This window comes from Alloyangia pacifica, from assembly GCF_020524285.1.
GTDB classification, from domain to species: domain Bacteria; phylum Pseudomonadota; class Alphaproteobacteria; order Rhodobacterales; family Rhodobacteraceae; genus Salipiger; species Salipiger pacificus_B.
On record NZ_JAIVKX010000009.1, the window covers coordinates 21,866 to 45,643 of the forward strand.

Genomic DNA, 23,778 nt, shown 5'->3' on the forward strand with positions numbered 1-23,778 from the left:
CCCACGCCCTCCCCGGACGAAACGAAACGCCCATGCTCTCCAGCCAAACCTCCCCCTCGCGCGCCACGATCCCGCCGAAACTCGCCTCGGTGCTGCAGGTCACGCCGATGGCGCTTGTCTTCCTGGCGCTGGTCATCGTGCCGCTCGGGCTGATCTTCGTGGTCAGCTTCCTCGACTACAATTTCGCGCAGGTCTTTCCCGAGCTCTACCTCGAGACCTGGGTCGACGTGCTGACCTCGGATCTCACGCTGGCGCTCTATCTCAAGACCTTCAAGTTCCTGGTCATCGTCTGGGCGATCACCGCGCCGCTGGGTTTCGCCATCGCCTATTTCCTCGCGTTTCACCTGCGCAGCAATTGGCTGCGCACGCTGCTGGTCACCGCCATCGCGATCCCCTTCTGGACCTCCGGCCCAATCCGCATGGTCAGCTGGGTGCCGCTGCTGGGCCGCGAGGGAGTGGTCAACCAGACGCTGATGGGCGCCGGGCTGATCGACGAGCCGCTCGGCTGGCTGATGTATTCCGAGTTCGCCGTGCTGGTCGCCTACGTGCAGATGCTGACCATGCCGATGATCGCCACGGCGCTGAATTCCATGGCCAAGATCCCGCCCTCGGTGATCCAGGCGGCGCGGGACGCGGGCGCCTCGGAATGGCAGATCGTGCGCGACATCATCTTCCCGCTGGTGCGCCCCGGCCTCGCCATCGGCACGATCATCGTGACCACGGCGATCATGGGCGACGTGGTGATGGTGAAGTTCATGGGGGGCAGCCAGGTCAACACCGTGGGCATGTCGATCATCACCGATCTCAACGCCTTCATGTACCCGCCCGCCGCCGCGAAATCGATCCTGCTGCTGATCGTGGTGCTGAGCATCGTCGTCTCGCTGCTGCGCTTCGCCGACATCCGCAAGGAACTGAGGAGCTGACCTGATGAGCACCCGCAAGCGCCCCCTCTCCTTCTACCTGCTCGCCGGGCTGACCACGGTCTTCCTGGTCTACGTCTACGCGCCGATGGCCTGCCTCTACATCCTAAGCTTCCAGGGCCCCGAAGGCGGCATGTCCTTCCCCATGGTCGGCTGGTCGACGCATTGGTTCCAGACGCTGTTCTCCGGTGAGGGCCAGGGTCTCGGCGACGTGCCCGGCGCCTTCCAGCGCTCGATCCGGCTGGCGGCCTGTACGGCGGTGCTGACGCTGGTGATCTCGGTCACCGCCGGGCTCGCCTACCGCCGCAAGTTCCCCGGCTCGGGCGCGGTGTTCTACGCCGCCATCGCCTCGATGGTGCTGCCCGGCATCTTCGTCGGCTTCGGCATCGCGCTGATGTTCAACCTGCTGGGCTGGCAGGTGAACTGGTTCACCTCGGGCATCGGCGCGCAGCTCACCTGGACGCTGCCTTTCGGCCTGCTGATCATGTTCATCGTGCTCGGCCGCTTCCGCAGCTCCTACGAGGAGGCCGCCGTCGATCTCGGCGCCTCCGCCAGCCAGCGCTTCCGCTGGGTGATCCTGCCGATCATCCTGCCCGGCGTGATCGGTATCGCCATGGCGGGGCTCACCTCCTCCTACGAAGAGACCGCGCGTACCTCGCTCAACGTCGGCATGGGCAACACCATGCCGATGGAGGTGATGGGCCTGCTCAACGCCGCCGCGACACCGGTGCTCTTTGCCATCGGCACGCTGACCACGCTCATCTCCTTCTCCCTGATCATCCTTTCGCTTGTCGTGATGACCCAGCTCGCCAAGCGCCGCAGCATGAGGACCAACGCATGACCCTCGCCCTCAAGACCGAGACGCCGCCGCCCGCCCCCGCCAAGCCGCGGCAGGTCACCCAGAGCCACCGCTTCGACGCCGAACTGGTCGCCGTGACCAAGCGCTACGGGCCGGGTGCGCCCGCGGTGGACAATATCTCGCTGCGCATCCCGCGCGGCTCCTACTGCTGCCTGCTCGGCCCCTCGGGCTGCGGCAAGTCCACCACGCTGCGCATGTTGGCCGGGCACGAGGAGGTCAGCGACGGCGCCATCCTGATCCACGACCAGGAGATCACCCACGCGCCGCCGGTGGCGCGCGGCACCTCGATGATGTTCCAGGACTACGCGCTCTTTCCGCATCTGAGCGCGCTCGACAATGTCGCCTTCTCGCTGAAGGTGCAGGGTGTGGCGCGCGGCGAGCGGCGGGCCAGGGCCAAGGAGTACCTCGAGCTGGTGCAGATGGATCACCTCGCCGAGCGCCTGCCCAGCCAGATGTCGGGCGGCCAGCAGCAGCGCGTGGCGCTGGCGCGCTCGCTGATCACCCGGCCCAAGGTGCTGTTGCTCGACGAGCCGCTCTCGGCGCTCGATCCGTTCCTGCGCATCCGCATGCGCGCCGAGCTGAAACGCATCCAGAAGGAGCTGGGAATTTCCTTCATCCACGTCACCCACAGCCAGGACGAGGCGCTGGCGCTGGCCGACCTGGTGGTGGTGATGAACAACGCGGTGATCATGCAGGCGGGCGCGGCGCGCGAGGTCTACGAGACCCCGAGCAACGCCTTCGTCGCGCGCTTCCTCGGCGGGCACAACGTGGTGCAGCGGGCGGGCGGCGGCGAGGCCTCCGTGCGCGCCGACCAATGCGTGATCGGTGCGCGCCCCGGACTGCGGAGCCTTCCGGGCACGGTGTCGATGATCGAGTACCAGGGCACCGCCGTGCGGGTCAGCGTCACCGGCACCGACGGCGAAGAGCTGACCGCGCTGATGCCGACGGGTGCCTTCTTCAACGATGCGCTGGAGCTCGGGCAATCGGTCAGGCTGTCATGGGATCCGGCGGACGAGCATCCGCTGGGGTAGGCGCGCGCGGCGCCACGGTGGAGCCGCCGGGCGAGCGCCGGCCCGTCCCGACGGGCTGGCGCTCTGTGTCGTTTGCCCGAGGTCTGAACGTCCACCGGAGCGGGCGGACAATCAGCACACACGTCGGACTTGGCAGCGTTTCGCCACCGGCCCGCTGTCGCCCGGCTCTCGCCTCGCTCTCGCGCTCAGATCGCGTGCACCAGCCCGTTCGAACGCACCTTCTCGAGGATCCAGTCCTTGAAACGCTGGATGCTCTCCTTGTTCGCAGACTTCCAAGGCGATTGCAGGAAGTAGGGCGAGCGGATCGGATAGGGCTCGCTGACGCGCACCAGGCGGCCCTTCTCAAGCGCGTCCTCGATCAGCAGCGAGCGCCCGAGGATCACCCCCACCCCCGCACAGGCCGCCTCGATCGAGGTGCCTGCCTGGTTGAAGCGCGCGCCATGGCTGAGATCGCTGCGGCTGATGCCGTACTCGGCGAGGTACCGCGCCCAGTCCGGGTAGGTGCTGTCGAGCCCGTCGTTGGCCCGGTCGACGTGCAGCAGTGGCGCGTTCCTCAGGATCTCGCGCGGGTCGTTGCCGAAGCGCGCGGCCACGGCGGGGGCGCAGACCGGGACCACCTCCTCCTCGACCAGCGGCTCGACCTGGCACTCGATCTGGCTCTGCCAGTTGAGGATGCGGATATCCATCTCCTGCTCCTCGGCCTCCTTGCGCGACAGGAAGGTCCGGATATTGAGGTCGATATCCGGCGCGCGCAGGGTGAAATCGTAGAGCCGGGGCATCAGGAAGAACGAGGCGACCGAGGTGGAGGCCGCCACGTTGAGCCGCCGCCGTTCGTCGTAGTCCGACCCTTCGAGCGCGGCGATCGCCTCGTTGATGAGGTCGAGCGCCCGGCCGATCTGATGCACGTTGTTGCGCGCCTCGGTGGTCAGCTCGATCCGAGAGTTCTTGCGGATGAAGAGCCGCATCTGAAGGAACTCCTCGAGCTGCCGGATCTGGTGGCTCACCGCCGTGGGCGTAACGCACAGCTCGTCCGCCGCCTTGGCCACCGACTGGTTGCGGGCGGTGGCTTCGAAAGCGCGGATGGCATTCAGCGGGACACGTTTTCTCATCGGGTTCACCTCTCTGTCACCTCCCAGTGATGATCGGAGCGCGGAGCCATGCCGGCGATCAAGAAAGAAGTGAGTTCCGGGCGAAAGAGGACGCGTAGAGTGCAGCGGGAGATGAAAATACGGACAAATTCACGCGCACTTGTACGGACTTTTGGCGGGAGATGGTCTCACAGCCTGGAGGCGAAGCGCAGGTGTTGGCGCTGTCTCACCGATTCCGGTTGCGATGTAGGCTCAAAATCTCTGATGAAACGGCGTTGAGCAACACTTCCGCGAGAAGACGGGGACGACGCTCAGGCATCGCTCTTGTCCGAACTTACACAAGATGGAGGAACAGAGCGGCAGCCCGGCATGCTCGCGGCGCCGGAACCGCCTGCCTCTCAGGCCATGCCCTTCAGCGCGGGCGCTCCGACGTAGGCGTGTTCGGCGCGGGTCTCTGCAAAGTTCCAGCGCGCCCGCAGCGCCTGCTGCCGGGCCATGTCGATCTCGGCCAGAACGACTTCGTCGCCCATGGTCTCGGCCCGGGCCACGATCACCCCGTCCGGCCCGCAGATGAAGCTGCCGCCGATGAAGGAGATGCCGTTCTCGACCCCGCCCTTGCCCGCCGCAATGGTCCATGTGGCATTGGAATAGGCGCCGCCGCAGATCGCCAGTTCCGAGGCGTGGCGGGCCTGCGCCAGTGTCGCACCGTTCATCACCGGGGTGTTGTAGCAGACGCAGAACAGATCCGCGCCGTTGAGCATCAGGCTGCGCCAGCTCTCGGGGAAGCGGCGGTCGTAGCAGATCAGCCCGCCCGTGCGCAGCGGCGCTTCGGTGACCCCCTCGACCGCATAAGCGGGAAAACCGAGGTTGCCGGGCGCGAAATAGCGCCGCTCGAGGATGTTCACGTCTTTTGCCGGATCGGGCTCGACATGCCCGGGGATATGCACCTTGCGGAACATGCCGCAGGTGTGCCCGTCCGGCGCGATGAAAGTCATCGAGTTGTAGAGCCGCGCCTCGGTGGGTTCGGCATGCGAGACGGAGAGCGCCAGCCCCAGTCGCTCGCAGGCCGCGGCAATCCGACCGAGCGCGGCCTCGGTCTCTCCGGCGTCGGTCCAGCGCGACAGATCAGCGTGCACCTCCGCCGCGAAGTAGGGCTGCAGCGCCAGTTCGGGCAGCACGGCGATGCGCGCGCCCTGCCCGGCGGCCTGCGCCATCAGCGCGAGAATCCGGTCCGTGGTCTCCGCCATGGTCTCCGAGGCCGGACCCAACTGCAGGGCGGCGGCGGTGAATGTGCTCATGGCCGGGCCTCAGGCGGATTTCTTCAGCGCATCCGGCGCGCCGATGATGTCCAGCGCGCGGGCCTCGTCGATCACGTCGCAGATCTTGAACTGCATGTCGAAGAGCGCGGCGGCATGGCTCATCTCGATGCGGTCGAAGACGCCCTCCTCGATCACCTGCATCTTGTAGCCGAGCGCCTCGCCGTCGACGCAGGTGGCCCGCACGCAGCCCGACGTCGAATTGCCGACGACGAGGAAGCCGTCGATGCCCTTCTCCTTCGCGATGAGATGCAGGTTGGTATAGGCAAAGCACGAAGGGGTCTGCTTCTCGACGAGGATTTCCCCCTCGGCCATGGCGACCTCGGCTGGGATTTCCGAGCGCGGATCGGTCGCGGCGAAGACTCCGCCCTCGGCACGGGCGAGGCCGGTGTAGCCGTGGAAGACGTGCTTTGAGTAGATCACCGGCATTCCGGCGGCGCGGGCGGCAGCCAGCAGGCGCTGCTGCGGCGGGATCGCCCTCCAGGCGTGCGGGCCGCAGGCGCCGGGGAAGCGGTCGACCTGCTCGTGGATCGGACGGTCCTCGCCCACGGCGGTGACCTGCATGTCGATCACCAGCAGCGCGTTCACCTTGCCCGGCCCGTGCGGCTCGCGCAGGTTCTTGCGGGCGGCGATGAGCTTGCGGTCGTTCTCGGTCAGGAAGTCGTCCCAGGCGTGGGCCATGATGCTCTCCGGTTCTGCATGTGCGTCGGCGCGAGCCTAGGGGGCGGCGGGTGTCAGGAGCTACTGCGGAAATCTGCCCGGCGGGCTGAGGCTTTCTCAGCCCTCAGATGCCTTCCCCGGTTCTTTGCATCCGAAGCCACTGTGCCGGGCAAACCTGCCGGGCGCTGAGTTTTCCTGCGCGGGCCCTCTAGGAAAACTCCTTTGACCGGAGCGGGCACGTCGGCGGATGCAGGAGGCATGACTGACGCCCCGACCGACCTTCCCTCAGACGCCTCCGACGACCCGCACGCCGTGCCGACCCGTTCGGAGGCGCATCGCATCGCCATCGCCTTCACCGTGGCGCTGGCCTTCCTGATGCAGGGGGTCGACACGACGCTGCTGACCATCGCCATCCCGCGCATTGCCGAGGACCTGCAGCGCTCGCCGCTGTCGCTGCACCTGCTGGTCACCGCCTACCTGTTGGCGCTGGCGGTCTTCATGCCGGTCTCGGGCTGGTTCGCCGACCGTTTCGGCGCGCGCCGGGTGTTCTGCGGCGCGGTGGGGCTGTTCACGCTGGGCTCGGTGCTGGCGGCCTTCATGCCGGGCCTCGAGGCCATGGTGCCCTGCCGCGTGCTGCAGGGCTTCGGCGGCGCGCTGATGACGCCGGTGGGGCGGATGATCGTGCTGCGCGCCTTCGGGCCGGAGCGCACGCTCGACGGCATGACATGGCTGACCGTGCCGGTGCTGATCGGGCCGCTGATCGGCCCGCTCGTCGGCGCGGCGCTGATCGAGTTCTACCACTGGCGGCTCCTGTTCTTCGTCACCCTGCCGATCTGTCTCGCCGCGGTGCTCGGCATGCTCTGGCTGGTGCCGCCCCTGCCCGCCCTGCCGCGCGACGAGGTCGAGCGCTTCGACCTCTCGGGCTTCGCGCTGGCCGGTCTGGCGCTGGTGCTGTTCCAGCTCGGGCTCGAGGCGATCAGCCTCTGGGGCGCCGCGGGGCTGGCGCTGCTGCCGCTTTCGGCGCTGATCTTCGGGCTCTACCGCAGGCACGCGCAGAGGGTGGCTCACCCGGCGCTGGTGCTCGCGCTCTTCTCCGCGCAGCGCTTCCGGGTCGGGGTGATCGCCGGCGGCATCGGGCGTGTCGGCATGAACTCCACCGTCTTCCTGCTGCCGCTCTTCCTGCAGCTCGCGATGGGATTCCGGCCGCTGCACGCGGGGCTCTTCTCGGCCATCGGCGCGCTCGGCTCGCTGGTCTCGAAGCCGCTTCTGAAGCGGCTGATCACCCGCCATGGCTACAGGCCGGTGCTGATCGCGCTGACCTTGACCGGCAGCGCCACCCTCGCCGCCTTCGCGCCGATCACGCCGGGCTGGCCAGTCTGGGTGATCATTGCCCTTGTCATCGTCTCCGGCGCGATCCGCACGCTCTACTTCAATGCGGTCAACACGCTCACCTATGCCGGGGTACCCGCCCGCCAGCTTTCGCGCGCGACCGCCACGGCGGGCGTGTTCCAGCAGTTGACCATGGGGCTCGGCATTTCTGTGGCGGCGCTGCTTCTGCACCTGCTGCAGGGCGATGCGCCCGCGCTCGAACCCGAGCACTTTCAGGCGGCCTACCTGCTGATGGCACTGATCCCGCTCTTCGCGCTGCCCTGGCTGGCGCGACTGTCCCCCGAGGCACCACCGCTGAGAAAAACTACGGCCCCTGCCGAGAACAAGTCGATTGGCGCGGCGCGCGGCGTTGCCGAGACTGATCCCAAGATCGCCGGGCTGCGCAGCGACACCGCTGCCTGACCCGGCGCCGTACACGGACCCGGAGCGCTGCCGCACGCGCAGCCTCCGCCCCCACAGAGAGAGAAAGGACCTCCCATGACCCAGATCGGCGTTTTCCTTCCCATCGGCCGCCGCGGCTGGCTGATCTCGACCACCGGCCCGAGCACCATGCCAAGCTTCGATCTGAACAAGGCCGTGTGCCAACGCGCCGAGCACTTCGGGCTCGATTTCGCGCTCTCGATGATCAAGCTGCGCGGCTACAATGGCCCGTCGGAATACTGGGTTCAGAACCTCGAGAGCTTCACCATGATGTCGGGGCTCGCCGCGGTGACCAGCCGGATCAAGCTCTTTGCCTCCTGCGCCATGCTGACCCTGCCACCGGCGCTCACCGCGCGCATGGCGGTGACGCTCGATTCCATCGCGCCGGGGCGCGTCGGGGTGAACATGGTGACCGGCTGGCAGCCCAAGGAATACCAGCAGATGGGCATCGAGCTGACCCCCGAGCACTTCGCCCGCCGCTACGACTACGCCGCGGAATACGCGCAGGTCATGCAAGGCCTCTGGCGCGACGGCCGCTCGGACTTCAAGGGCGACTTCTTCCAGATGGACGATTGCATTCTCGAGCCGCGCCCGACCAACGGCCGCATCCCGATCGTCGGCGCCGGCCAGTCCGAGAAGGGGATGGAGTTCGTCGCCAAGTACGGGGACTACAACTTCGTCGGCGCCGGCGGCGATATGAACAACACCAGCGCCTCCAAGGAGATGGTCGCCAAGGTCAACGCCGCCGCCGAGACCCACGGTCGCGACACCGGTGCCTTCCTGCTGCTCATGGTGATTGCCGACCGCACCGAGGAACTCGCCTTCCAGAAATGGGAGCTCTACAAGCAGGGCACCGACATCGAGGCGCTGGAATGGCAGGCGGCGCAGGCCGGTCAGGACAAGGTGGCCAAGGACGGCTCCACCGCCGCCAACCTCGTGCGCGCCATCAAGAACCCGCAGCCCACCGGCATGCTCAAGCTGATCGGCAGCTACGAGCAGGTCGCCGCCATGCTCGACGAGATCGCCGAGACCCCGGGCCTCAAGGGCATCATGCTGACCTTCGACGATTTCATCATCGGCATGGAGCAGTTCGGCCAGTACATCCAGCCGCTGATGAAGACCCGCAACGGCGCCGGCCGCAAGACCTCCTTCGCCGCCTGAGGCGAAGGAAAGACCACCACCACTCACGCACCCTCGCCCCGGACAGCCCGCCTGTCCGGGGCATCTTTTTTGGCACCGGGCCTGCCGATCTCCGCGCCGTAGGCCGCTGCGCGAATTCAAAAGTTCCATTGTCGCGAAACTTCTGCAAACGTGAGCGCACGACAAACCGCCGGGCATGACACACGGCGGATCGGGGCCGACAGAACGGACCCCGGGCAACCACAGAGAGGGACACCATGAAAGTCACTGCAGCCGCATTCCTGACGCTGACCACCGCGCTCGCGGGCGCCGCCTCGGCCGAGACCTGGGACATGCCGATGGCCTACCCGGCCAACAACTACCACACCGAGAACGCGCAGACCTTCGCGGACGCGGTCAAGGAGTGCACCGGCGGCGAGCTCGAAATCGTCATTCACGCCGGCGGCTCGCTGTTCAAGGGCGACGAGATCAAGCGCGCCGTGCAGCTCGGCGAGGCACAGATCGGCGAGCGTCTGCTCTCGGCCCATGCCAACGAGAACGCGGTCTTCGCCTACGACTCGATCCCCTTCCTCGCCACCTCCTTCGAGGCCTCCGAGAAGCTGCGCGCCGCGGCAGAGCCGGTGCTTGCCAAGGTGCTGGGCGAGCAGAACATCGTGCCGCTCTACTCGGTGCCCTGGCCGCCGCAAGGCCTGTATTTCTCCAAGCCCGTCGAGACCCCCGAGGCGATGGAAGGCGTGAAGTTCCGCGCCTACAACTCGATCACCGCGCGCGTGGCAGAGCTCGCCGGCATGGTGCCGACGCAGGTCGAGGCGGCGGATCTGAAGCAGGCGCTGGCGACCGGCGTCGTATCGGCGATGATCTCCTCGGGCGCGACCGGCGTGGATGAGAGCGTCTGGGAGGACATGACCAACTTCTACGACGTCAACGCCTGGCTGCCGCGCAACACCGTCTTCGTCAACAAGGACGCGCTCGACGGGCTTTCCGACGCGGCCCGGACCTGCGTTATGGACGAGGCGGAAGCCGCCCAGACCCGCGGCGCCGAGAAGGCCGCCGAACTGGCCGGCGGCTTCGTCGCCACGCTCGCCGAAAACGGCATGGACGTGAACCCGCCGAGCGAGGCGATCACCGCCAAGCTGCAGGACATCGGCAAGGAAATGACCGCCGAGTGGCTGGAGAACGCGGGCGAGAATGGCACCGCCATCGTCGACGCCTTCGACGCCCAGTAAGGACCGGCAGCGCAGACACGCGGCGCCCCGGAGCCTCCGGGGCGCCATCCCATCACCGCCCCGGTGCGGCGCGTCCGCCAGATGCTGACACGGCAATGACGACACACAACGACACGGAAGGCCCCGCCCCGATGACGGCTGCCTCTCCCTTTCGCCGCCTCTTCGACGGGCTCTACGCGGTCTCCGGCTGCGGCGCAGCGCTGGCGCTGGTCGCGATCCTCTGCCTCGTGGTCGCCCAGATGACCACCCGCTGGCTCGGCGTCCTGTTCCCCGGCGGCGCGAATTACGCCGGCTATGCCATGGCCACCGCGTCCTTTCTCGCGCTGGCCGATACCTTCCGCCGCAACGAACACATTCGCGTCGGCATGCTGGTCGAGCGCGGCGGCGCCTGGCGCCGTGGCATCGAGATCTGGTGCTACACCGCGGGGGCGGTCGTCGCGCTGTTCTTCGCCTGGTACGCGGTTCAGGCGCCGATCCTGAGCCACAAGATCAACGACATCAGCCAGGGCCAGGACGGCACGCCGCTGTGGATCCCGCAGATCGCCATGGCCGTCGGCGCGGTGCTTCTGGCCATCGCGGTGATCGACAGCCTGCTCGGTCTTCTGTTCACCAAGCAGATGGGCGTCGACACCCCGCGCAAGCCGATGCTGCGAGATTCGCTGGGATCGGTGAAGGCCCGGCTGGCGCTCTTCGTGCTTTGCGGGCTGGTGCTCTACGCCGCCGTCCACCTGATGACCGGTTTCGACCGCGACGCGGTGGGGCTGAAGATCGGCGTCTTCCTCTTCGTGCTGTTCTTCCTGCTGGGCTCGGGCCTCTGGGTCGGGCTGGCGCTGATGGGCGTGGCCTACATGGGGATGATCGGCTTCACCCCGCGCAATCCCGGCAGCTCAATGAGCATCACCGTCTGGACCTCTTCCTCGAGCTGGACACTGACCTCGCTGCCGCTGTTCATCTGGATGGGGGAAATCCTATACCGTACAAGACTTTCCGAGGACATGTTCAAGGGTCTCGCACCCTGGCTCTCGCGCTTCCCCGGCGGCTTGCTGCATTCCAACGTCGTCGGCTGCACGGTCTTCGCGGCGGTCTCGGGCTCCTCGGCGGCAACGCTGACCACCGTCGGCAAGATGTCGATCCCCGAGCTGCGCAAGCGCGGCTATCCCGAGTTCATGATCGTCGGCACGCTGGCGGGCGCCGCGACGCTCGGGCTGATGATCCCGCCTTCCCTGACCCTGATCGTCTACGGCGTGACGGTGCAGCAGAGCATCACCGGCCTCTTCATGGCGGGCGTCATCCCCGGCATCGTGCTCGCGACGATGTTCATGGCCTACATCGCGATCTGGTCGGTGGTCCGCAAGGACCAGGCGCCGCAGCCAGAGCCGCACACCACCTTTGCCGAGAAGCTCCGCGCCTCGACCCTGCTGATCCCGGTGATCGCGCTGATCCTCGTGGTGATCGGCTCGATGTACCTTGGCGTCGCCACGGCGACCGAGGCCGCGGCCTTCGGGGTCATCGGCGCGCTGGTGCTGGCGGCGCTGCAAGGCTCGCTGAGTTGGGACGCCTTCCGCCAGAGCCTGATGGGTGCCACCCGCACCTCGGCGATGATCGCGCTGATCCTGATGGGGGCGAGCTTTCTGACGCTGGCGATGGGCTTCACCGGCGTGCCACGCGCGCTGGCCGGGGTGATCGCGGCCTGGGAGCTCTCACCGGTGGCGCTGATCGCGGCGCTGACGGTGTTCTACATCATCATCGGCATGTTCCTCGACGGCATCTCGGCGGTGGTGCTGACCATGGCGATCATCGAGCCGATGATCCGCGCGGCGGGGATCGACCTGATCTGGTTCGGCATCTTCATCGTGGTGGTCGTCGAGATGGCGCAGATCACCCCGCCGGTGGGCTTCAACCTCTTCGTGCTGCAGGGGATGACCCGCCACGACATGAGCTACATCGCCAAGACCGCACTGCCGATGTTCCTGATCATGGTGCTGATGGTGGCCATTCTCGTGGCCTTCCCCGGCCTCGCCACCTGGCTGCCGGACATGATACAGGCCAAGCAATGAGCCCCGTCGGGAGCGCCTGTCGCGCTCCCGGCCCCTTCCCGAGGTGACACATGTCCCCCTTCATCGGCATCCTCAGCCTCGACACGCGATTTCCGCGCATCCCGGGCGATGCCGGCAATCCCCAGAGCTATCACCTGCCCGCCCGTGTCCGTGTGGTGCCCGGCGCGGGCAGCCCCGACATCGTGAAAGACGGCCGCCCTGCGCCCGAGCTGATCGAGGGCTTCCGAAAGGCCGCCGAAGACCTTGTGTCCGAAGGCGCCTGCCTGATCACCTCGACCTGCGGCTTCCTGATCACCGTGCAGCGTGAGATCGCGGCGGACCTGCCTGTGCCCGTGCTGTTGTCGGGCCTGTGCCTCTTGCCGACCGTGCTCCAGATGACCGGCGCGCGCGCGGTGGGCGTGCTGACCGCTTCGGCCGCGGCACTGGGGGATGACGCCATCCGGGCGGCAGGCGTCGAACCAAAGCAGGTGCGCATCGCCGGGCTGCAGGACAGCACGCTCTTCGCAGACACTTTCCTCGCCCACAAGGACAGGCAGAACGCTGCCTTCGATCCGGCGCAAATGCAGGCCGAGGTCTGCCGCGCCGCCGAGACGCTGATCGCCAGCTCCCCCGACATCGCGGCCATCGTGCTCGAATGCGGCAACCTGCCCCCCTATGCCGAGGCACTCCGGCGCGTCACCGGCAGGCCGGTGTTCTCGATCCTCGACGCGGCGCGTCTGGTTCCCGGCCCGTAGGTCTCAGGGCTGCGCGGGATCGGCGGGGCACAGCGCGTCAAGCTGGCTCGGATCCTTCAGAACCGAACCGAGAATGCCGCGCACCGAGGTGCGCCGCAGCAGCGCCTGCCCTGCCTCGTCGAAAAGCTCCGGCCCGAAGTTGGTGGAGAAGGTCGCGCGGTTGGCGACGTTGAAGAAACTGACGGCACTGATCTGCCAGTGCAGGGCGACCGGAGAGATATCCTCGCGGAACAGGCCGGCCTCGCGCCCTGCGTTGCAGATCCGCTCGACCACCCCGATGGCGCGCTCATTCTTCGCCGCCAGCGCGTGCATCTTCTTCATGTGCCGCGCTTCGTGGATGTTCTCGATCATCACGAGGCGGATGAACTCGGGATTGCGGCGGTGGTGGTCGAAGGTAAACTCGAGCAGCGCCTTGAGCGCCACGTCGGGTCGCAGCCCCTCGAGATCAAGCTCGGACTCGCCGCCGCGCACCTCCGCGTAGCATTCCTCGAGCACTGCCTCGTAAAGCGTCTGCTTGTCCTGGAAGTAGTAGAAGATCATCCGCTTCGAGGTCTTGGTCCCCGCGGCGATGTCCTCGATTCGCGTGCCCGACAGCCCGGTCTTGGCAAATTCCGCCCGGGCCACCCGCAGGATATCAGCCTTCACCGCCTCGGGATTCTGTTTCCACTTCCGGGACTTCTCTCGATCTTCCATGGACTTTCCCCACTCCCGCTCCTGATCCCATCCTACATTTTTAACCGCCGGGTTCAATTAACTTGACAATTTAACCCACGAGTTCAATCTTGCGAGACATCGACGGACCAGAGACGACGGGGAGGAGGCCGCTTTGGAAAACGCGCAAACACGGGAAGACTGTCTGCTTGCCGGCCTGATCGGTCAGGGCATCGCGCTGTCCCGCACGCCCCTGATGCAGATGCAGGAGGCCCGCGCGCAGGGGCTCTTCACCACCTACAAAAAGCTCGACATGGACGCGCCCGAGCGCAAGGACATGACCTTGGCGCAGATGGTGCAATCGGCCGAGGCCGCGGGCTTCGACGGGCTGAACATCACCTACCCCTACAAGATCGACGTGATCTCCCTGCTCGACGAGCTGAGCGAGAACGCGCGGGCCGTAGGGGCGGTCAACACCGTGGTGTTCGACAACGGCAAGCGCATCGGCCACAACACCGACATGTGGGGCTTTGCAGAGAGCTTCCGTCGCGGCCTCGAGGGCGCGGAGACGGGCCACGCGGTGCTGCTTGGGGCCGGTGGTGCCGGCGTTGCGGTCGCCCATGCGCTGGCCGATTGCGGCGTGAAGAAGCTGTCGATCTTCGACACCGACCCCGCCCGCGCCGAGGGGCTGGCGCAGCTCGTCGCCTCGAACCGTCCCGATACGCGGACCCAGGCGGTCAGCGATCTTGCCGCGCTCTTTGCCGAAGACAAGCCCAACGGCGTGGTCAACGCGACCCCCATGGGCATGGCCAAGCTGCCCGGCATGGCGATCGACGCAAGCCTGATCGATGCCGACCTCTGGGTCGCCGACATCGTCTACTTCCCGCTCGAGACACAACTTATCGCGACCGCGCGCGCAAAAGGCTGCCGGGTCCTGCCGGGGTCCGGTATGGCCGTATTCCAGGCGGTGCGTGCGTTCGAACTGTTTACCGGGCGGCCCGCCGACCCGGTCCGTATGAAGGCGACCTTCGATGCCTTCGACCAGCCCGCGCAAGACGCGGCCAATACGAAACGCTAAGGGAGGAACTCATGCGTTCGATCACCAAGACCCTTCTCGCCGTCACCGCGCTGTGCGGCAGCCTTGCAGCCACCACCGCCGGGGCGCAGACCCTGCGCGTCGCCCACGTCGACCCGGACGACTGGACCGGCTCGAAGAAGGGCGCGGCTGCGCAGATCTTCAAGAACATCGTCGAGAGCGAGTCGGACATGACCGTCGAGCTCTTCCCGGCCGGCGCGCTCGGCAACGAGGACGAGCTGGTCGCGCAGGTGCAGGACAACCTGACCCAGGTCGCGCTGATCTCGGGCGCCATGTCCAAGGTCTGCCCGGCCGCCTCCGTGCTCGACATCCCCTACACCTTCTCCTCGGCGACCGTCGCCTGGGACGTGCTGGACGGCCCCTTCGGTGACGAACTGGCGCAGCACTGCCTCGAAGAAACCGGCCTGCGCACCCTCGCCTACGGCGAGACCGGCTTCCGCAACTTCACCAACAACACCCGCGAGATCAAATCGCCCGCGGACATGGAAGGCCTGAAGTTCCGCGTGCAGCCGATCCCGCTCTACGTGGAGATGGTCAAGGGTCTCGGCGGCGAGCCGACCCCGATCGCCTGGACCGAACTTCCGAACGCCCTCTCGACCGGCGTGGTCGACGGCCAGGAGAACCCGGTCGGCGTGATCTACAACAACGGTCTGCACAAGCTGCAGAAGTACATGACGCTGGACGGTCACGTCTACGCGGCGGACTTCATCGTGATTTCGGACGAGTTCTATGACATGCTCGAGCCGGCACAGCAGGAAGTCGTCCGCAAGGCGGCGCGTGTTGCCGGCACCATGGGCCGTGCGATCCAGCAGTGGAACACCGCCGAAGGCGTTGGCAAGGCGCAGGCCGAGGGCATGCAGGTCTACGCACCGACCTCGGACGAGATCGCGGCCTTCGCCGAGAAGGCGCAGCCTGCCGTGGTCGAATACCTGCGCGGCGAGCTCGGCGATGACGCCGAGTGGATCGACCGCCTTCAGTCGGCTGTCGCGGACGCCACCGAGTAATACGGCATGACATCCGGCCGGGCCCGTCATGCGTGGCCCGGCCTTTCCTTTGGAGGAGCCAAGATGGATCGTCTCATCCGCGCAGCAAGGTGGGTCTTCGCCTTCGGCGCAGGTCTCAGCATGGCGCTGGTCTTCATCATCATCTTCGTCAACTCGTTGCGGCGCTACGCCGTCGGGCGATCCGTCCCCTGGGGCGAGGAGCTGCCGATCTACCTGACGATCTACGGGGTGATGTTCGGCCTGGCACTGGCCTATCTTGGCGACAACCACATCCGCTTCACCGTGGTCTCCGACATGCTGCCCAAGCGCGTCCGCCACTGGTTCTTCGTTGCCGCCGACGCCGTGGGCGTCGCGACCGGCATCGCGCTCGCCTACGCCGGGCATGTCTTCGCGGTGCGCCGCGGCGACGTGGCCTCCTCCGGTCTCAAGAGCACCGCCGATGCGCTGGCGCAGAGCACCGGCATCGAGGCGCTCACCTGGCTCGGCAAGGTCGGCCCCTATCAATACGCCATCGCCTTCGGCGGCGCGCTCCTCGCGCTCGCGGCGGCCCTGAAACTCGCTCAGCGGCTCTCCGGCCGCACCGAGGAGGTCTGATCCATGGTCTACATCATCCTGATCGGCGGCCTGCTGGCCGGTGCCCCCATCGCGGTGGCGATCCTCGCGGCGCTGCTGTTCTTCATGGGCACGGGCGAGGCGCCCTACACGCTGCGCATCGTGCCGACCGAGATCTTCAAGGGTCTCAACTCCTTCCCGCTGCTGGCCATCCCGCTCTTCGTGCTCGCCGGCGAGCTGATGAACGAAAGCGGCATCACCGGCCGCATCATCGCCTTCGCCAACGTGCTGGTGGGCCGCATGCGTGCCGGCCTCGCGCTGGTCAACATCTGGGCCTCGGTGATCTTCGCGGGCCTCTCGGGCTCGGCCGTGGCCGACACTTCGGCGATCGGCCGTGTATTCATCCCCGAGATGGAAAAGCACGGCTATGACCGCGCCTTCGCCGCGGCGCTGACCGCGGCCTCCTCGGTGATCGGCCCGATCATTCCGCCGTCGATCCCGGTGATCATCTACGCGCTGATCGTCTCCGGCGTGTCGGTGCCGGCGCTCTTCCTCGCGGGCGTGATCCCCGGCATCCTGCTGGCGGTGTTCCTGTCGGCCTACGTGATGATGACGGTGAAGGTCGACAAGGGCCACGAGGCCGATGCGATCGGCGGCCCGTCCAACGGCCAGGCGCTGCTGCAGGGCATCCTGCCGCTGCTGATGCCGGTGCTGGTGGTCGGCTCGATCCTGCTCGGCATCGTGACCCCCACCGAGGCCGCCAGCTTCGCCGTGGGCTACGCGCTGATCCTCGGCCTCTTCGTCTACCGCAACATCCGCCTCTCGGCCCTGCCGCGGATCTTCTCGGGCGCGATGCGCGACAGCGCGGTGATCCTGATCATCATCGCGGCGGTCTCGGCGGCGAACTGGCTGCTGACCTACAACCGCGTGCCCAACATGCTGACCGACTGGGTGCTCGCCAACGTCGACAGCCAGACCACCTTCCTGCTGGCGGTGATCGTGCTGTTCCTCTTTGTCGGCCTGTTCCTCGAAGGCATCGCGGCGATGCTGGTACTGGTGCCGATCCTGCACCCGATCGCCGTGTCGATGGGCGTCGATCCCACGCACTTCGGCATCCTCGTGATCTTCAACCTGATGATCGGCCTGATCACCCCGCCGCTGGGCCTGTGTCTCTTCGTCGCCGAAGGTGTGGCCAACGTCGGCATGGCCAAGCTCATCCGCGCGATCATGCCCTTCTTCTTCGTCGAGGTGCTGGTCCTGTTCATCCTGACCTTCGTGCCGCAGACCGTCATCTGGCTGCCGCGCGTGCTCGGCTACTGAGGAGGCAAACCCCATGAAAACCGCGATCGCCACCGTCTCGATCTCGGGCACCCTGCCCGAGAAGCTCGAGGCCATCGCCGCCGCAGGCTTCGACGGCGTGGAAATCTTCGAGCAGGATTTCATTGCCCATGATGGTGGCGCGCGGGACGTGGGGCGGATGATCCGCGACCACGGGCTGGAGATCCCGCTGTTCCAGCCCTTCCGCGACTTCGAATGCCTGCCCGAGCCGCTGCGCTCCAAGGCCTTCGACCGCGCCAAGCGCAAGTTCGACGTGATGCAGGAGCTGGGCACCGACCTGATCCTGATCTGCTCGTCGGTGCACCCGCGCTCGCTCGGCGGCATCAAGCGGGCCGCGGGCGACCTCGCCGAGCTTGGCGAGATCGCCAAGGAGCGCGGCATCCGCCTCGGCTACGAGGCGCTGGCCTGGGGCAGGCACATCAACGACCACCGCGACGCCTGGGAAATCGTGCGCCAGGCCGACCACCCCAATGTCGGGATCATCCTCGACAGCTTCCACACGCTGGGCCGCAAGGTCGACCCGGAGTCGATCCGCTCGATCCCCGGTGAGAAGATCTTCTTCGTGCAGCTCGCCGACGCCCCGGCGATCGACATGGACCTGCTCTACTGGTCGCGCCACTTCCGCAACATGCCCGGCGAGGGTGACCTCGAGGTGCAGCGCTTCATGCAGGCGGTCATGGCGGCGGGTTACACCGGGCCGATCAGCCTCGAGATCTTCAACGACCAGTTCCGCGGCAGCAACGCCCGCGCCACGGCGCAGGACGGGTACCGCTCGCTCATCGCGCTGATGGACGACGTGCGCCGCGCCGAACCCGAGACCAAGATCGACCTGCCCACGATCCCGCCGCGTGTACGCGCCGAGGACGTGAGCTTCGTCGAGTTCGCCGCCCGCGACGCCGAGGTCGACACTCTGACCGCCATGCTGCGCACGCTCGGCTTCCGCAACGCCGCGAAGCACCGCAACAAGGCGATCACCCTCTGGCAGCAGGGCGACGTGCGCATCGTGGTGAACTCCGAGACCGAGGGCCATGCCGCTCACGTCTGGAACACCCGCGGCCTGTCGGTCTGCGACATCGGCCTGCAGGTCTCCTCGGCACATGACACCGTGGCCCGCGCCAACGCGCTCGGCTCGCCGACCTTCTCGCAGCCGACCGGGCCGGGCGAGCTGGCGATCCCGGCGATCCGCGGCCTCGGCGGTTCGGTGCTGCACTTCATCGACGGCAGCAGCGGCCTCGGCGAGGTCTGGGACGTCGAATTCGAGGCGCTTCCGAACGGCAAGGACGAGGGTGCGGGCATCACCCATGTCGACCACCTCGCGCAGACCATGTCCTACGAAGACATGCTGAGCTGGACGCTGTTCTACAGCTCGCTCTTCGACATGCGCAAATCGCCCATGGTCGACGTGATCGACCCGGACGGGCTGGTGCGCAGCCAGGTGGTCGAGAGTGCCGAGGGCCACCTGAAGATCACCCTCAATGGCGCCGAGACCCACCGCACACTGGCGGGCCGCTTCCTCGCCTCGACCTTCGGCGCCTCGGTGCAGCACATCGCGCTCTCGACCGAGGACATCTTTGCCACCGTCTCGCGGATGCAGGATCTGGGCTTCCAGCCGCTGCCGATCCCGGGCAACTACTATGATGATCTCGCCGCGCGCTTCGACATGCCCGAGGGTCTGCTCGACAAGCTGCGGGCCGGGAACATCCTGTACGACCGCGAGGGCGATGCAGAGTTCTTCCAGGTCTACAGCCGTGCCTTCGCAGGGGGGATGTTCTTCGAAATCATCCAGCGCGGTCCGGGCTACAAGGGCTTCGGCGGGCCGAACGCGCCCTTCCGCATCGCGGCGCAGAAACGTCTCGGGCCGCCCAAGGGCATTCCGCAGGCCTGAGCCTGACGGTCACGCGCAAATGGAAACCGCCGGTCCAGCGATGGGCCGGCGGTTTTGCATTCTCCAAGCCGTCCTGCGGGATCAGCCCCCAAAGCTCTCGATGAAGCGCCGCTTGATGTCGGCACCGTCGCAATTCAGCGCCACGCCGATCTCGGGGCGGCCCGTGGCGCGGCGGGTGCGGCCGATTTCCTGCCCCTCCAGAACCACGTCCACCGGCGTGTGCTCCAACCCCACCAGTTCGGGCATGATGCAGGCCATGACCGCCAGCGGATCGTGCAGCCCGCAGCCCTCGGCCCCGACGGTGCGGTAGAACTCGAGGTAGAAGTGGCTCATCTCGCGCAGGAAGGCTCCATGTTCGGGGTCGCGGCGCTCAAGCTCCTCGAAGTCGGCGGCGGTGAGCAGCACCTCCATCGTCACGTCGAGCCCGATCATCCGGATCCTCGCGCCGCTCTGCAGCACGATGTCCAGCGCGTGCGGGTCGTGGTAGGTGTTGGCCTCGGCATAGGGGGTGATGTTGCCGCGCGCGTCCAGCGCCCCGCCCATGAAGACGATCTCGCGCAGGTTGCCGGCAAATTCAGGATCGAGCGCCATAGCATCGGCGACATTGGTGATTGGGCCGATCGGGCAGAGCACCAGCTCGCCCTTGTGCTCGCGGGCCATCCGCACGAGGAACTCGGCGGCGCTCTCATCGATCTTCGCACCCTTCGGGCTCACTTCCGGCAGGTCGCCGAAGCCCTCGGGCCCGTGGACGTGATGGCTCGGGGTAAAGGGCGGCAGATGCATCGGCTTAGCCGCGCCCTCGGCCACGGGAACGTCGAGCCCGGCCCGTTCGACGAGGTAGAGCGCGTTGCGCGTCGCCTGCTGCACGGTGACATTGCCGAAGACGGTGCTCAGCCCGAGCAGGTCGATCTGCGGGTGCGCCGCGGCGTAGAGAATGGCCAGCGCGTCGTCGATCCCGGGATCCGTGTCGATGATGAGTTTCATGTCCGTCTCCGTCTCGGAAGGCCGGAATGTCCGGCGCAGGTCTGGTTTGCTCTATCCCTATGCGGTGCATTTGGAAACTGGAAGCCCCGGCCTGCCGCATCTCAGGGCCCGGCCGGCCTCCTGCCCACACGCAAGACGGGAATACCGGACTGTAAAGAATTCCCTAGATGTATCATGCCTGTAGCCGAGACCGGCCCGCAGAGGTGACCGGAAAGCAAAGATCCGCTATAATCCTTGGCATTTCACGAGGATTTTCTTCCAGTCGGGAGCCCGGCACATGGAAACGATTACTTACGAAGAATTTCTCGAGCGCTGGAACAATCTCGATCTGCCCGACGCCGCGCTGCGCGCCTATGTGCTGCTGGAACCCGGCGACAGCGCCTTCTCCGTCGAGGTCCGCCCGAACCCGGAAACGGTCACCGGCATCCCGCGGCTGGAGTCGGCGATGGGCTTTCTCAACAACCGCAGCCGCCGCAAGCGGCAACGTGACTTCGAGTCCGCCCTGCGGCGCGGCGATCCGCGCCCGGTGCTGGTCAGCGAGGGCGACAGCTGGTTCCAGTTCCCGTTGCTGGTCGAGGACGTCATCGACCATCTCGGCAAGGAGTACCTGATCTGGAGCCTCGGCGCCGCGGGGGACACCGTCGAGAATATGATCGACAGCGACAGCGCGGAGTACATGGCCGGGCTCGACGCGCAGGCGGGCCGGGTGCAGGCCTTCCTGCTTTCCGCAGCGGGCAACGATGTGATCGGCGCCAAGGACGGCACCCCGGTGCTGCTGTCGCTGCTGCACAACGGCACGCGGTCCTCCCTGCCCGAGAAGCTGATCAACAAGGCCGAGCTGGGCCGGGTCACCGAGAAACTGAAAGCGAGCTACCGCAAGGTGATAGCCACCGTGCGCGCCGACCCGCGTTTTGCCGCGCTGCCGATTGTGATCCACGGCTACGACTACCCGTTCGCCTTCCCCTTCGGCAATGACACGCGCCGCCCGATCTGGGTCTTCAACAACCAGGACAAGTGGCTGGGCAGCGCCTTTGAGGCGAAGGGCATCGCAGATCCCGAGCTGCGCCGTGACATCCTGCATATCCTGATCGACGCTCTTTACGACTGTCTCGGCGAAGTCGCGGCCGAGGACAGCCACGTGCACCTCGTCAATGTGCGCGGCACGCTGGCCAAGCGCACCGACTGGGTCGACGAGATCCACGGCACCGACGAAGGCTTTGCCCGCGTCGCCAAGAAATTCGACACCCTGTTGAAGCACGTCCTGCCACCGCCGTCGCCAGGGGTCGAGGCGGCGGTCATGGCGCAGTCCCCTGCATCGACGGCGACCGAGCTCGCGCCGGCCAAGTTCACGCCCGATCCCGCCCGCACGCGGTTCAAGCAGGTCGCTCCGGTGCCCGAACGGGCGACTGGCATTCCCGATCCCGAGCGCTTCGGTCTCGGCTTCACCGACAGGACGCGCTTCGAGGCCATCGTCGAGGACGACGAGAGCGTGCCCTTCTGCTTTCTCTCGAAGGGCCATGAGGTCGGACAGGCGGTGGCCCGGATCAGCACACACGGCACGACCTGGGACGGCAAGTCCGGCAGCTGGCACGGCACCGGCTTCCTGGTGGCGCCGAACATCCTGCTGACCAATGCCCACGTCCTCAACGACACCGCGACTGCCAGCGCTGCGACGGTCGAATTCGGCTACGAGGAATGCCCCGGCGGCGAGGTGAAGGCGGTCTCGAGCTACAAGCTCGACCCCAATCGGCTCTTCGTCAGCAGCCCGCCGCTCGACCTCGACTACACCTTCGTCTGGATCGAGGGCGATGCCGGGGCCCGCTTCGGCCATATCCAGCTCTGGCGCGGCTCGTTCATCGCGGTCGACCGGCACCCGGCGCATGTGATCCACCATCCCGAGGGCAAGCCCAAGCGCGCCTCGCTGCGCCGCAATGACATCGTCACCTCGCTGGGGATGCCCGAGGTGCTGGTGCACTATACCTCGGACACGATGTACGGCAGTTCCGGCGCCCCGGTGATGCGCGACGACTGGCGGCTCTTTGCGCTGCACCATGCCTTCGAGAAGGTCGACGACGAGATGCGCCGGAAGCTCGACCGCGGCAAGGACAGCCCGCCGATCTCCTTCGTCAACGAGGGCATCAAGATCTCGGCCATCGCCATCGACCTCGACATGCGCGCCCGCAACGGGCCGAACCAGCAATCTGCCGCGGAGGTGCTGCGCCACATGGGCGGTAGCGACTCACGGACCGGCTTCTTCGGCACGCTCGGCCGCGAGGCCAAGGGGGAAAGCGCCTTCGAGCGGGTGGTCGACACCTACCGTGGCGGCGAGCAGGACATCGACGTCGCGTTCTGGAACATCGAGTGGTTCAATCGTGACTTCGCGAACAAGAAAAAAGACGTGGCGCGGGTCATTGCCGACCTCAACCTAGACATCTGGGCGCTGGAGGAGACCTCGCCCGAGGCCACCGAGGCGCTGGTGGCGGAACTCAAGCGCAGCTTCCAGATGGAATTCGAGTTCGCCGCCTCCGAGCCGGGTGCGCCGGGCGGGCGGCAGACCACGGCGGTGATCTGGAACAAGATGACGGTGACCGGCGAACGGCTCGACTGGCCTGCCGAGGCCGACCGTCTGCTCAGACTCGACAGCCGCGATCCTGAAGCGCAGCCCTTCGAGGCGGTGGAGGGGAAGATTTTCAACCGATACCCCGGCCTGTTCCGTTTCACCTCGACCGAGACGCAATCGGGCAAGACATTCGACTTCCTGCTGGTGCCGCTGCACCTCAAGGCGCTCGCAGAGGGGGCCAAACGGCGCCGGATGGCGGCCAATATCCTCGCCGAGGTGATCGGCAAGGCGATGGACGCGCATGGGGAAGCGGATGTGCTGATCGGCGGCGACACCAACGCCGAACTCGGCAGCGGCCAATTTCAGGGGCTGCTCGACGCCCGCTTCACGGCGCTCAGCGCGGCGGACGAGCGGGACGGTGCCTTTACTTACCTCAAGCGCCCGTACCAGTCGCTGATCGACTCGATCTTCGCCTCGCCGGGCATGACCCAGAGCCTCGACAGCCAGGATTTCATCATTATCGCCGCCGACCGCACCTACCCCAACTTCGTGACGCAGGTCTCGGATCACCGCCCGGTCATGGTACGGCTCAGCCTTGGCGAGGCGCCTTCGCTTCCCCGGCCCCGCGAGCCGGACAGGCGGGTGCCGCGCAAGCAGCCCGAGACACCCGATGAGGCTTTGCTGCGCGACTTCGCGGATCGGTTCCGGGCGGATCCGGATGGCACGTTGCGCAAACTGGCGGATATCTGGGACAGCGGCGAGACCTGAAGCACGCACGCAAAGCGCAGATGCTCTGATCGCTGTCATTCGGATTTTTTCGGAGGGGGCGGGAGGTGCGGCAGTCCCAGGGAGGAGGAGAGGGACTGCC

19 protein-coding genes and 1 pseudogene are annotated in these 23,778 nt (G+C 66.8%); 15 read left to right on the forward strand and 5 right to left on the reverse strand.

The annotated features are described in order from the left end of the window. The first annotated feature begins 32 nt into the window (after positions 1 to 32). Genes LC039_RS13320 through LC039_RS13330 form a run of 3 tightly spaced genes read left to right on the forward strand, consistent with a single transcriptional unit; the run spans position 33 to position 2,810 of the window. Positions 33 to 923, forward strand: a complete 891-nt coding sequence (locus LC039_RS13320) for an ABC transporter permease (protein WP_226624962.1) — start codon at positions 33 to 35, stop codon at positions 921 to 923. A 4-nt stretch (positions 924 to 927) separates the two neighbouring features. Continuing rightward, a complete protein-coding gene (locus LC039_RS13325) occupies positions 928 to 1,761 on the forward strand; it encodes an ABC transporter permease (RefSeq protein ID WP_226624966.1) in 834 nt (277 codons plus the stop codon). Beyond that, positions 1,758 to 2,810 carry an ABC transporter ATP-binding protein gene (locus LC039_RS13330; RefSeq protein ID WP_226624967.1) on the forward strand — a complete coding sequence of 351 codons (1,053 nt, stop codon included), beginning with the start codon at positions 1,758 to 1,760 and terminating at the stop codon, positions 2,808 to 2,810. The genes LC039_RS13325 and LC039_RS13330 overlap by 4 nt, the downstream gene beginning before the upstream one ends. A gap of 185 nt (positions 2,811 to 2,995) precedes the next feature. On the opposite strand, the gene LC039_RS13335 is transcribed toward LC039_RS13330, so the two are convergent. The 3 genes from LC039_RS13335 to LC039_RS13345 form a co-directional block, all read right to left on the reverse strand. Then, positions 2,996 to 3,919: a LysR substrate-binding domain-containing protein gene (locus tag LC039_RS13335; protein WP_226624968.1), complete on the reverse strand. Its 924-nt coding sequence runs from the start codon at positions 3,917 to 3,919 to the stop codon at positions 2,996 to 2,998. A gap of 377 nt (positions 3,920 to 4,296) precedes the next feature. After that, positions 4,297 to 5,196 carry a nitrilase-related carbon-nitrogen hydrolase gene (locus LC039_RS13340; RefSeq protein WP_226624969.1) on the reverse strand — a complete coding sequence of 300 codons (900 nt, stop codon included), beginning with the start codon at positions 5,194 to 5,196 and terminating at the stop codon, positions 4,297 to 4,299. A gap of 9 nt (positions 5,197 to 5,205) precedes the next feature. Next, positions 5,206 to 5,895: a cysteine hydrolase family protein gene (locus LC039_RS13345; protein ID WP_226624970.1), complete on the reverse strand. Its 690-nt coding sequence runs from the start codon at positions 5,893 to 5,895 to the stop codon at positions 5,206 to 5,208. Between the two features lie 237 nt (positions 5,896 to 6,132). Here LC039_RS13345 and LC039_RS13350 point away from each other — a divergent pair, with 237 nt between their 5' ends. The 6 genes and pseudogenes from LC039_RS13350 (at position 6,133) to LC039_RS13375 (ending at position 12,840) form a co-directional block, all read left to right on the forward strand. Further along, a complete protein-coding gene (locus LC039_RS13350) occupies positions 6,133 to 7,665 on the forward strand; it encodes an MFS transporter (RefSeq protein ID WP_226624971.1) in 1,533 nt (510 codons plus the stop codon). Between the two features lie 75 nt (positions 7,666 to 7,740). Then, a complete protein-coding gene (locus LC039_RS13355) occupies positions 7,741 to 8,844 on the forward strand; it encodes an LLM class flavin-dependent oxidoreductase (protein WP_226624972.1) in 1,104 nt (367 codons plus the stop codon). A 236-nt stretch (positions 8,845 to 9,080) separates the two neighbouring features. Next, on the forward strand, positions 9,081 to 10,049 hold the full coding sequence (locus tag LC039_RS13360) for a TRAP transporter substrate-binding protein (protein ID WP_226624973.1): 969 nt from the start codon (positions 9,081 to 9,083) through the stop codon (positions 10,047 to 10,049). A 131-nt stretch (positions 10,050 to 10,180) separates the two neighbouring features. Next, positions 10,181 to 10,642: pseudogene (locus LC039_RS13365) on the forward strand (TRAP transporter small permease); the annotation flags it as partial. 138 nt (positions 10,643 to 10,780) lie between these two features. Beyond that, on the forward strand, positions 10,781 to 12,106 hold the full coding sequence (locus tag LC039_RS13370; RefSeq protein WP_226625546.1) for a TRAP transporter large permease: 1,326 nt from the start codon (positions 10,781 to 10,783) through the stop codon (positions 12,104 to 12,106). 50 nt (positions 12,107 to 12,156) lie between these two features. After that, complete coding sequence (locus LC039_RS13375) at positions 12,157 to 12,840, forward strand: aspartate/glutamate racemase family protein (protein WP_226624974.1); 684 nt, start codon at positions 12,157 to 12,159, stop codon at positions 12,838 to 12,840. 3 nt (positions 12,841 to 12,843) lie between these two features. Here LC039_RS13375 and LC039_RS13380 read toward each other — a convergent pair whose 3' ends face one another. Then, positions 12,844 to 13,533: a TetR/AcrR family transcriptional regulator gene (locus tag LC039_RS13380; RefSeq protein WP_226624976.1), complete on the reverse strand. Its 690-nt coding sequence runs from the start codon at positions 13,531 to 13,533 to the stop codon at positions 12,844 to 12,846. Between the two features lie 133 nt (positions 13,534 to 13,666). Between LC039_RS13380 and LC039_RS13385 the strand changes: the two genes are divergently transcribed. From LC039_RS13385 to LC039_RS13405, 5 genes are all read left to right on the forward strand, one after another. After that, positions 13,667 to 14,569: a shikimate dehydrogenase gene (locus LC039_RS13385; protein ID WP_226624977.1), complete on the forward strand. Its 903-nt coding sequence runs from the start codon at positions 13,667 to 13,669 to the stop codon at positions 14,567 to 14,569. Between the two features lie 11 nt (positions 14,570 to 14,580). Beyond that, a complete protein-coding gene (locus LC039_RS13390) occupies positions 14,581 to 15,591 on the forward strand; it encodes a DctP family TRAP transporter solute-binding subunit (protein ID WP_226624980.1) in 1,011 nt (336 codons plus the stop codon). A 63-nt stretch (positions 15,592 to 15,654) separates the two neighbouring features. After that, entirely contained in the window at positions 15,655 to 16,185 is a 531-nt protein-coding gene (locus LC039_RS13395) for a TRAP transporter small permease (protein WP_226624982.1), read from the forward strand. Positions 16,186 to 16,188: 3 nt separating this feature from the next. Beyond that, complete coding sequence (locus LC039_RS13400) at positions 16,189 to 17,463, forward strand: TRAP transporter large permease (protein WP_226624983.1); 1,275 nt, start codon at positions 16,189 to 16,191, stop codon at positions 17,461 to 17,463. Positions 17,464 to 17,476: 13 nt separating this feature from the next. Then, positions 17,477 to 19,366: a bifunctional sugar phosphate isomerase/epimerase/4-hydroxyphenylpyruvate dioxygenase family protein gene (locus LC039_RS13405; protein ID WP_226624986.1), complete on the forward strand. Its 1,890-nt coding sequence runs from the start codon at positions 17,477 to 17,479 to the stop codon at positions 19,364 to 19,366. Positions 19,367 to 19,447: 81 nt separating this feature from the next. Here LC039_RS13405 and LC039_RS13410 read toward each other — a convergent pair whose 3' ends face one another. Then, positions 19,448 to 20,350: a nucleoside hydrolase gene (locus tag LC039_RS13410; protein ID WP_226624988.1), complete on the reverse strand. Its 903-nt coding sequence runs from the start codon at positions 20,348 to 20,350 to the stop codon at positions 19,448 to 19,450. A gap of 277 nt (positions 20,351 to 20,627) precedes the next feature. Here LC039_RS13410 and LC039_RS13415 point away from each other — a divergent pair, with 277 nt between their 5' ends. After that, positions 20,628 to 23,678 carry a trypsin-like peptidase domain-containing protein gene (locus tag LC039_RS13415; RefSeq protein ID WP_226624990.1) on the forward strand — a complete coding sequence of 1,017 codons (3,051 nt, stop codon included), beginning with the start codon at positions 20,628 to 20,630 and terminating at the stop codon, positions 23,676 to 23,678. Positions 23,679 to 23,778 lie beyond the last annotated feature (100 nt).

Excerpts from the sequence above, each read along its gene's own strand:
- LC039_RS13370 (WP_226625546.1), top strand. The coding sequence starts at position 10,781 with ATGACCGGTTTCGACCGCGACGCGGTGGGGCTGAAGATCGGCGTCTTC.
- LC039_RS13395 (WP_226624982.1), top strand. The coding sequence starts at position 15,655 with ATGGATCGTCTCATCCGCGCAGCAAGGTGGGTCTTCGCCTTCGGCGCA.
- LC039_RS13340 (WP_226624969.1), bottom strand. The coding sequence starts at position 5,196 with ATGAGCACATTCACCGCCGCCGCCCTGCAGTTGGGTCCGGCCTCGGAG.
- LC039_RS13400 (WP_226624983.1), top strand. The coding sequence starts at position 16,189 with ATGGTCTACATCATCCTGATCGGCGGCCTGCTGGCCGGTGCCCCCATC.
- LC039_RS13410 (WP_226624988.1), bottom strand. The coding sequence starts at position 20,350 with ATGAAACTCATCATCGACACGGATCCCGGGATCGACGACGCGCTGGCC.
- LC039_RS13390 (WP_226624980.1), top strand. The coding sequence starts at position 14,581 with ATGCGTTCGATCACCAAGACCCTTCTCGCCGTCACCGCGCTGTGCGGC.
- LC039_RS13350 (WP_226624971.1), top strand. The coding sequence starts at position 6,133 with ATGACTGACGCCCCGACCGACCTTCCCTCAGACGCCTCCGACGACCCG.
- LC039_RS13335 (WP_226624968.1), bottom strand. The coding sequence starts at position 3,919 with ATGAGAAAACGTGTCCCGCTGAATGCCATCCGCGCTTTCGAAGCCACC.
- LC039_RS13345 (WP_226624970.1), bottom strand. The coding sequence starts at position 5,895 with ATGGCCCACGCCTGGGACGACTTCCTGACCGAGAACGACCGCAAGCTC.
- LC039_RS13380 (WP_226624976.1), bottom strand. The coding sequence starts at position 13,533 with ATGGAAGATCGAGAGAAGTCCCGGAAGTGGAAACAGAATCCCGAGGCG.
- LC039_RS13325 (WP_226624966.1), top strand. The coding sequence starts at position 928 with ATGAGCACCCGCAAGCGCCCCCTCTCCTTCTACCTGCTCGCCGGGCTG.
- LC039_RS13330 (WP_226624967.1), top strand. The coding sequence starts at position 1,758 with ATGACCCTCGCCCTCAAGACCGAGACGCCGCCGCCCGCCCCCGCCAAG.
- LC039_RS13360 (WP_226624973.1), top strand. The coding sequence starts at position 9,081 with ATGAAAGTCACTGCAGCCGCATTCCTGACGCTGACCACCGCGCTCGCG.
- LC039_RS13375 (WP_226624974.1), top strand. The coding sequence starts at position 12,157 with ATGTCCCCCTTCATCGGCATCCTCAGCCTCGACACGCGATTTCCGCGC.
- LC039_RS13320 (WP_226624962.1), top strand. The coding sequence starts at position 33 with ATGCTCTCCAGCCAAACCTCCCCCTCGCGCGCCACGATCCCGCCGAAA.
- LC039_RS13405 (WP_226624986.1), top strand. The coding sequence starts at position 17,477 with ATGAAAACCGCGATCGCCACCGTCTCGATCTCGGGCACCCTGCCCGAG.
- LC039_RS13355 (WP_226624972.1), top strand. The coding sequence starts at position 7,741 with ATGACCCAGATCGGCGTTTTCCTTCCCATCGGCCGCCGCGGCTGGCTG.
- LC039_RS13415 (WP_226624990.1), top strand. The coding sequence starts at position 20,628 with ATGGAAACGATTACTTACGAAGAATTTCTCGAGCGCTGGAACAATCTC.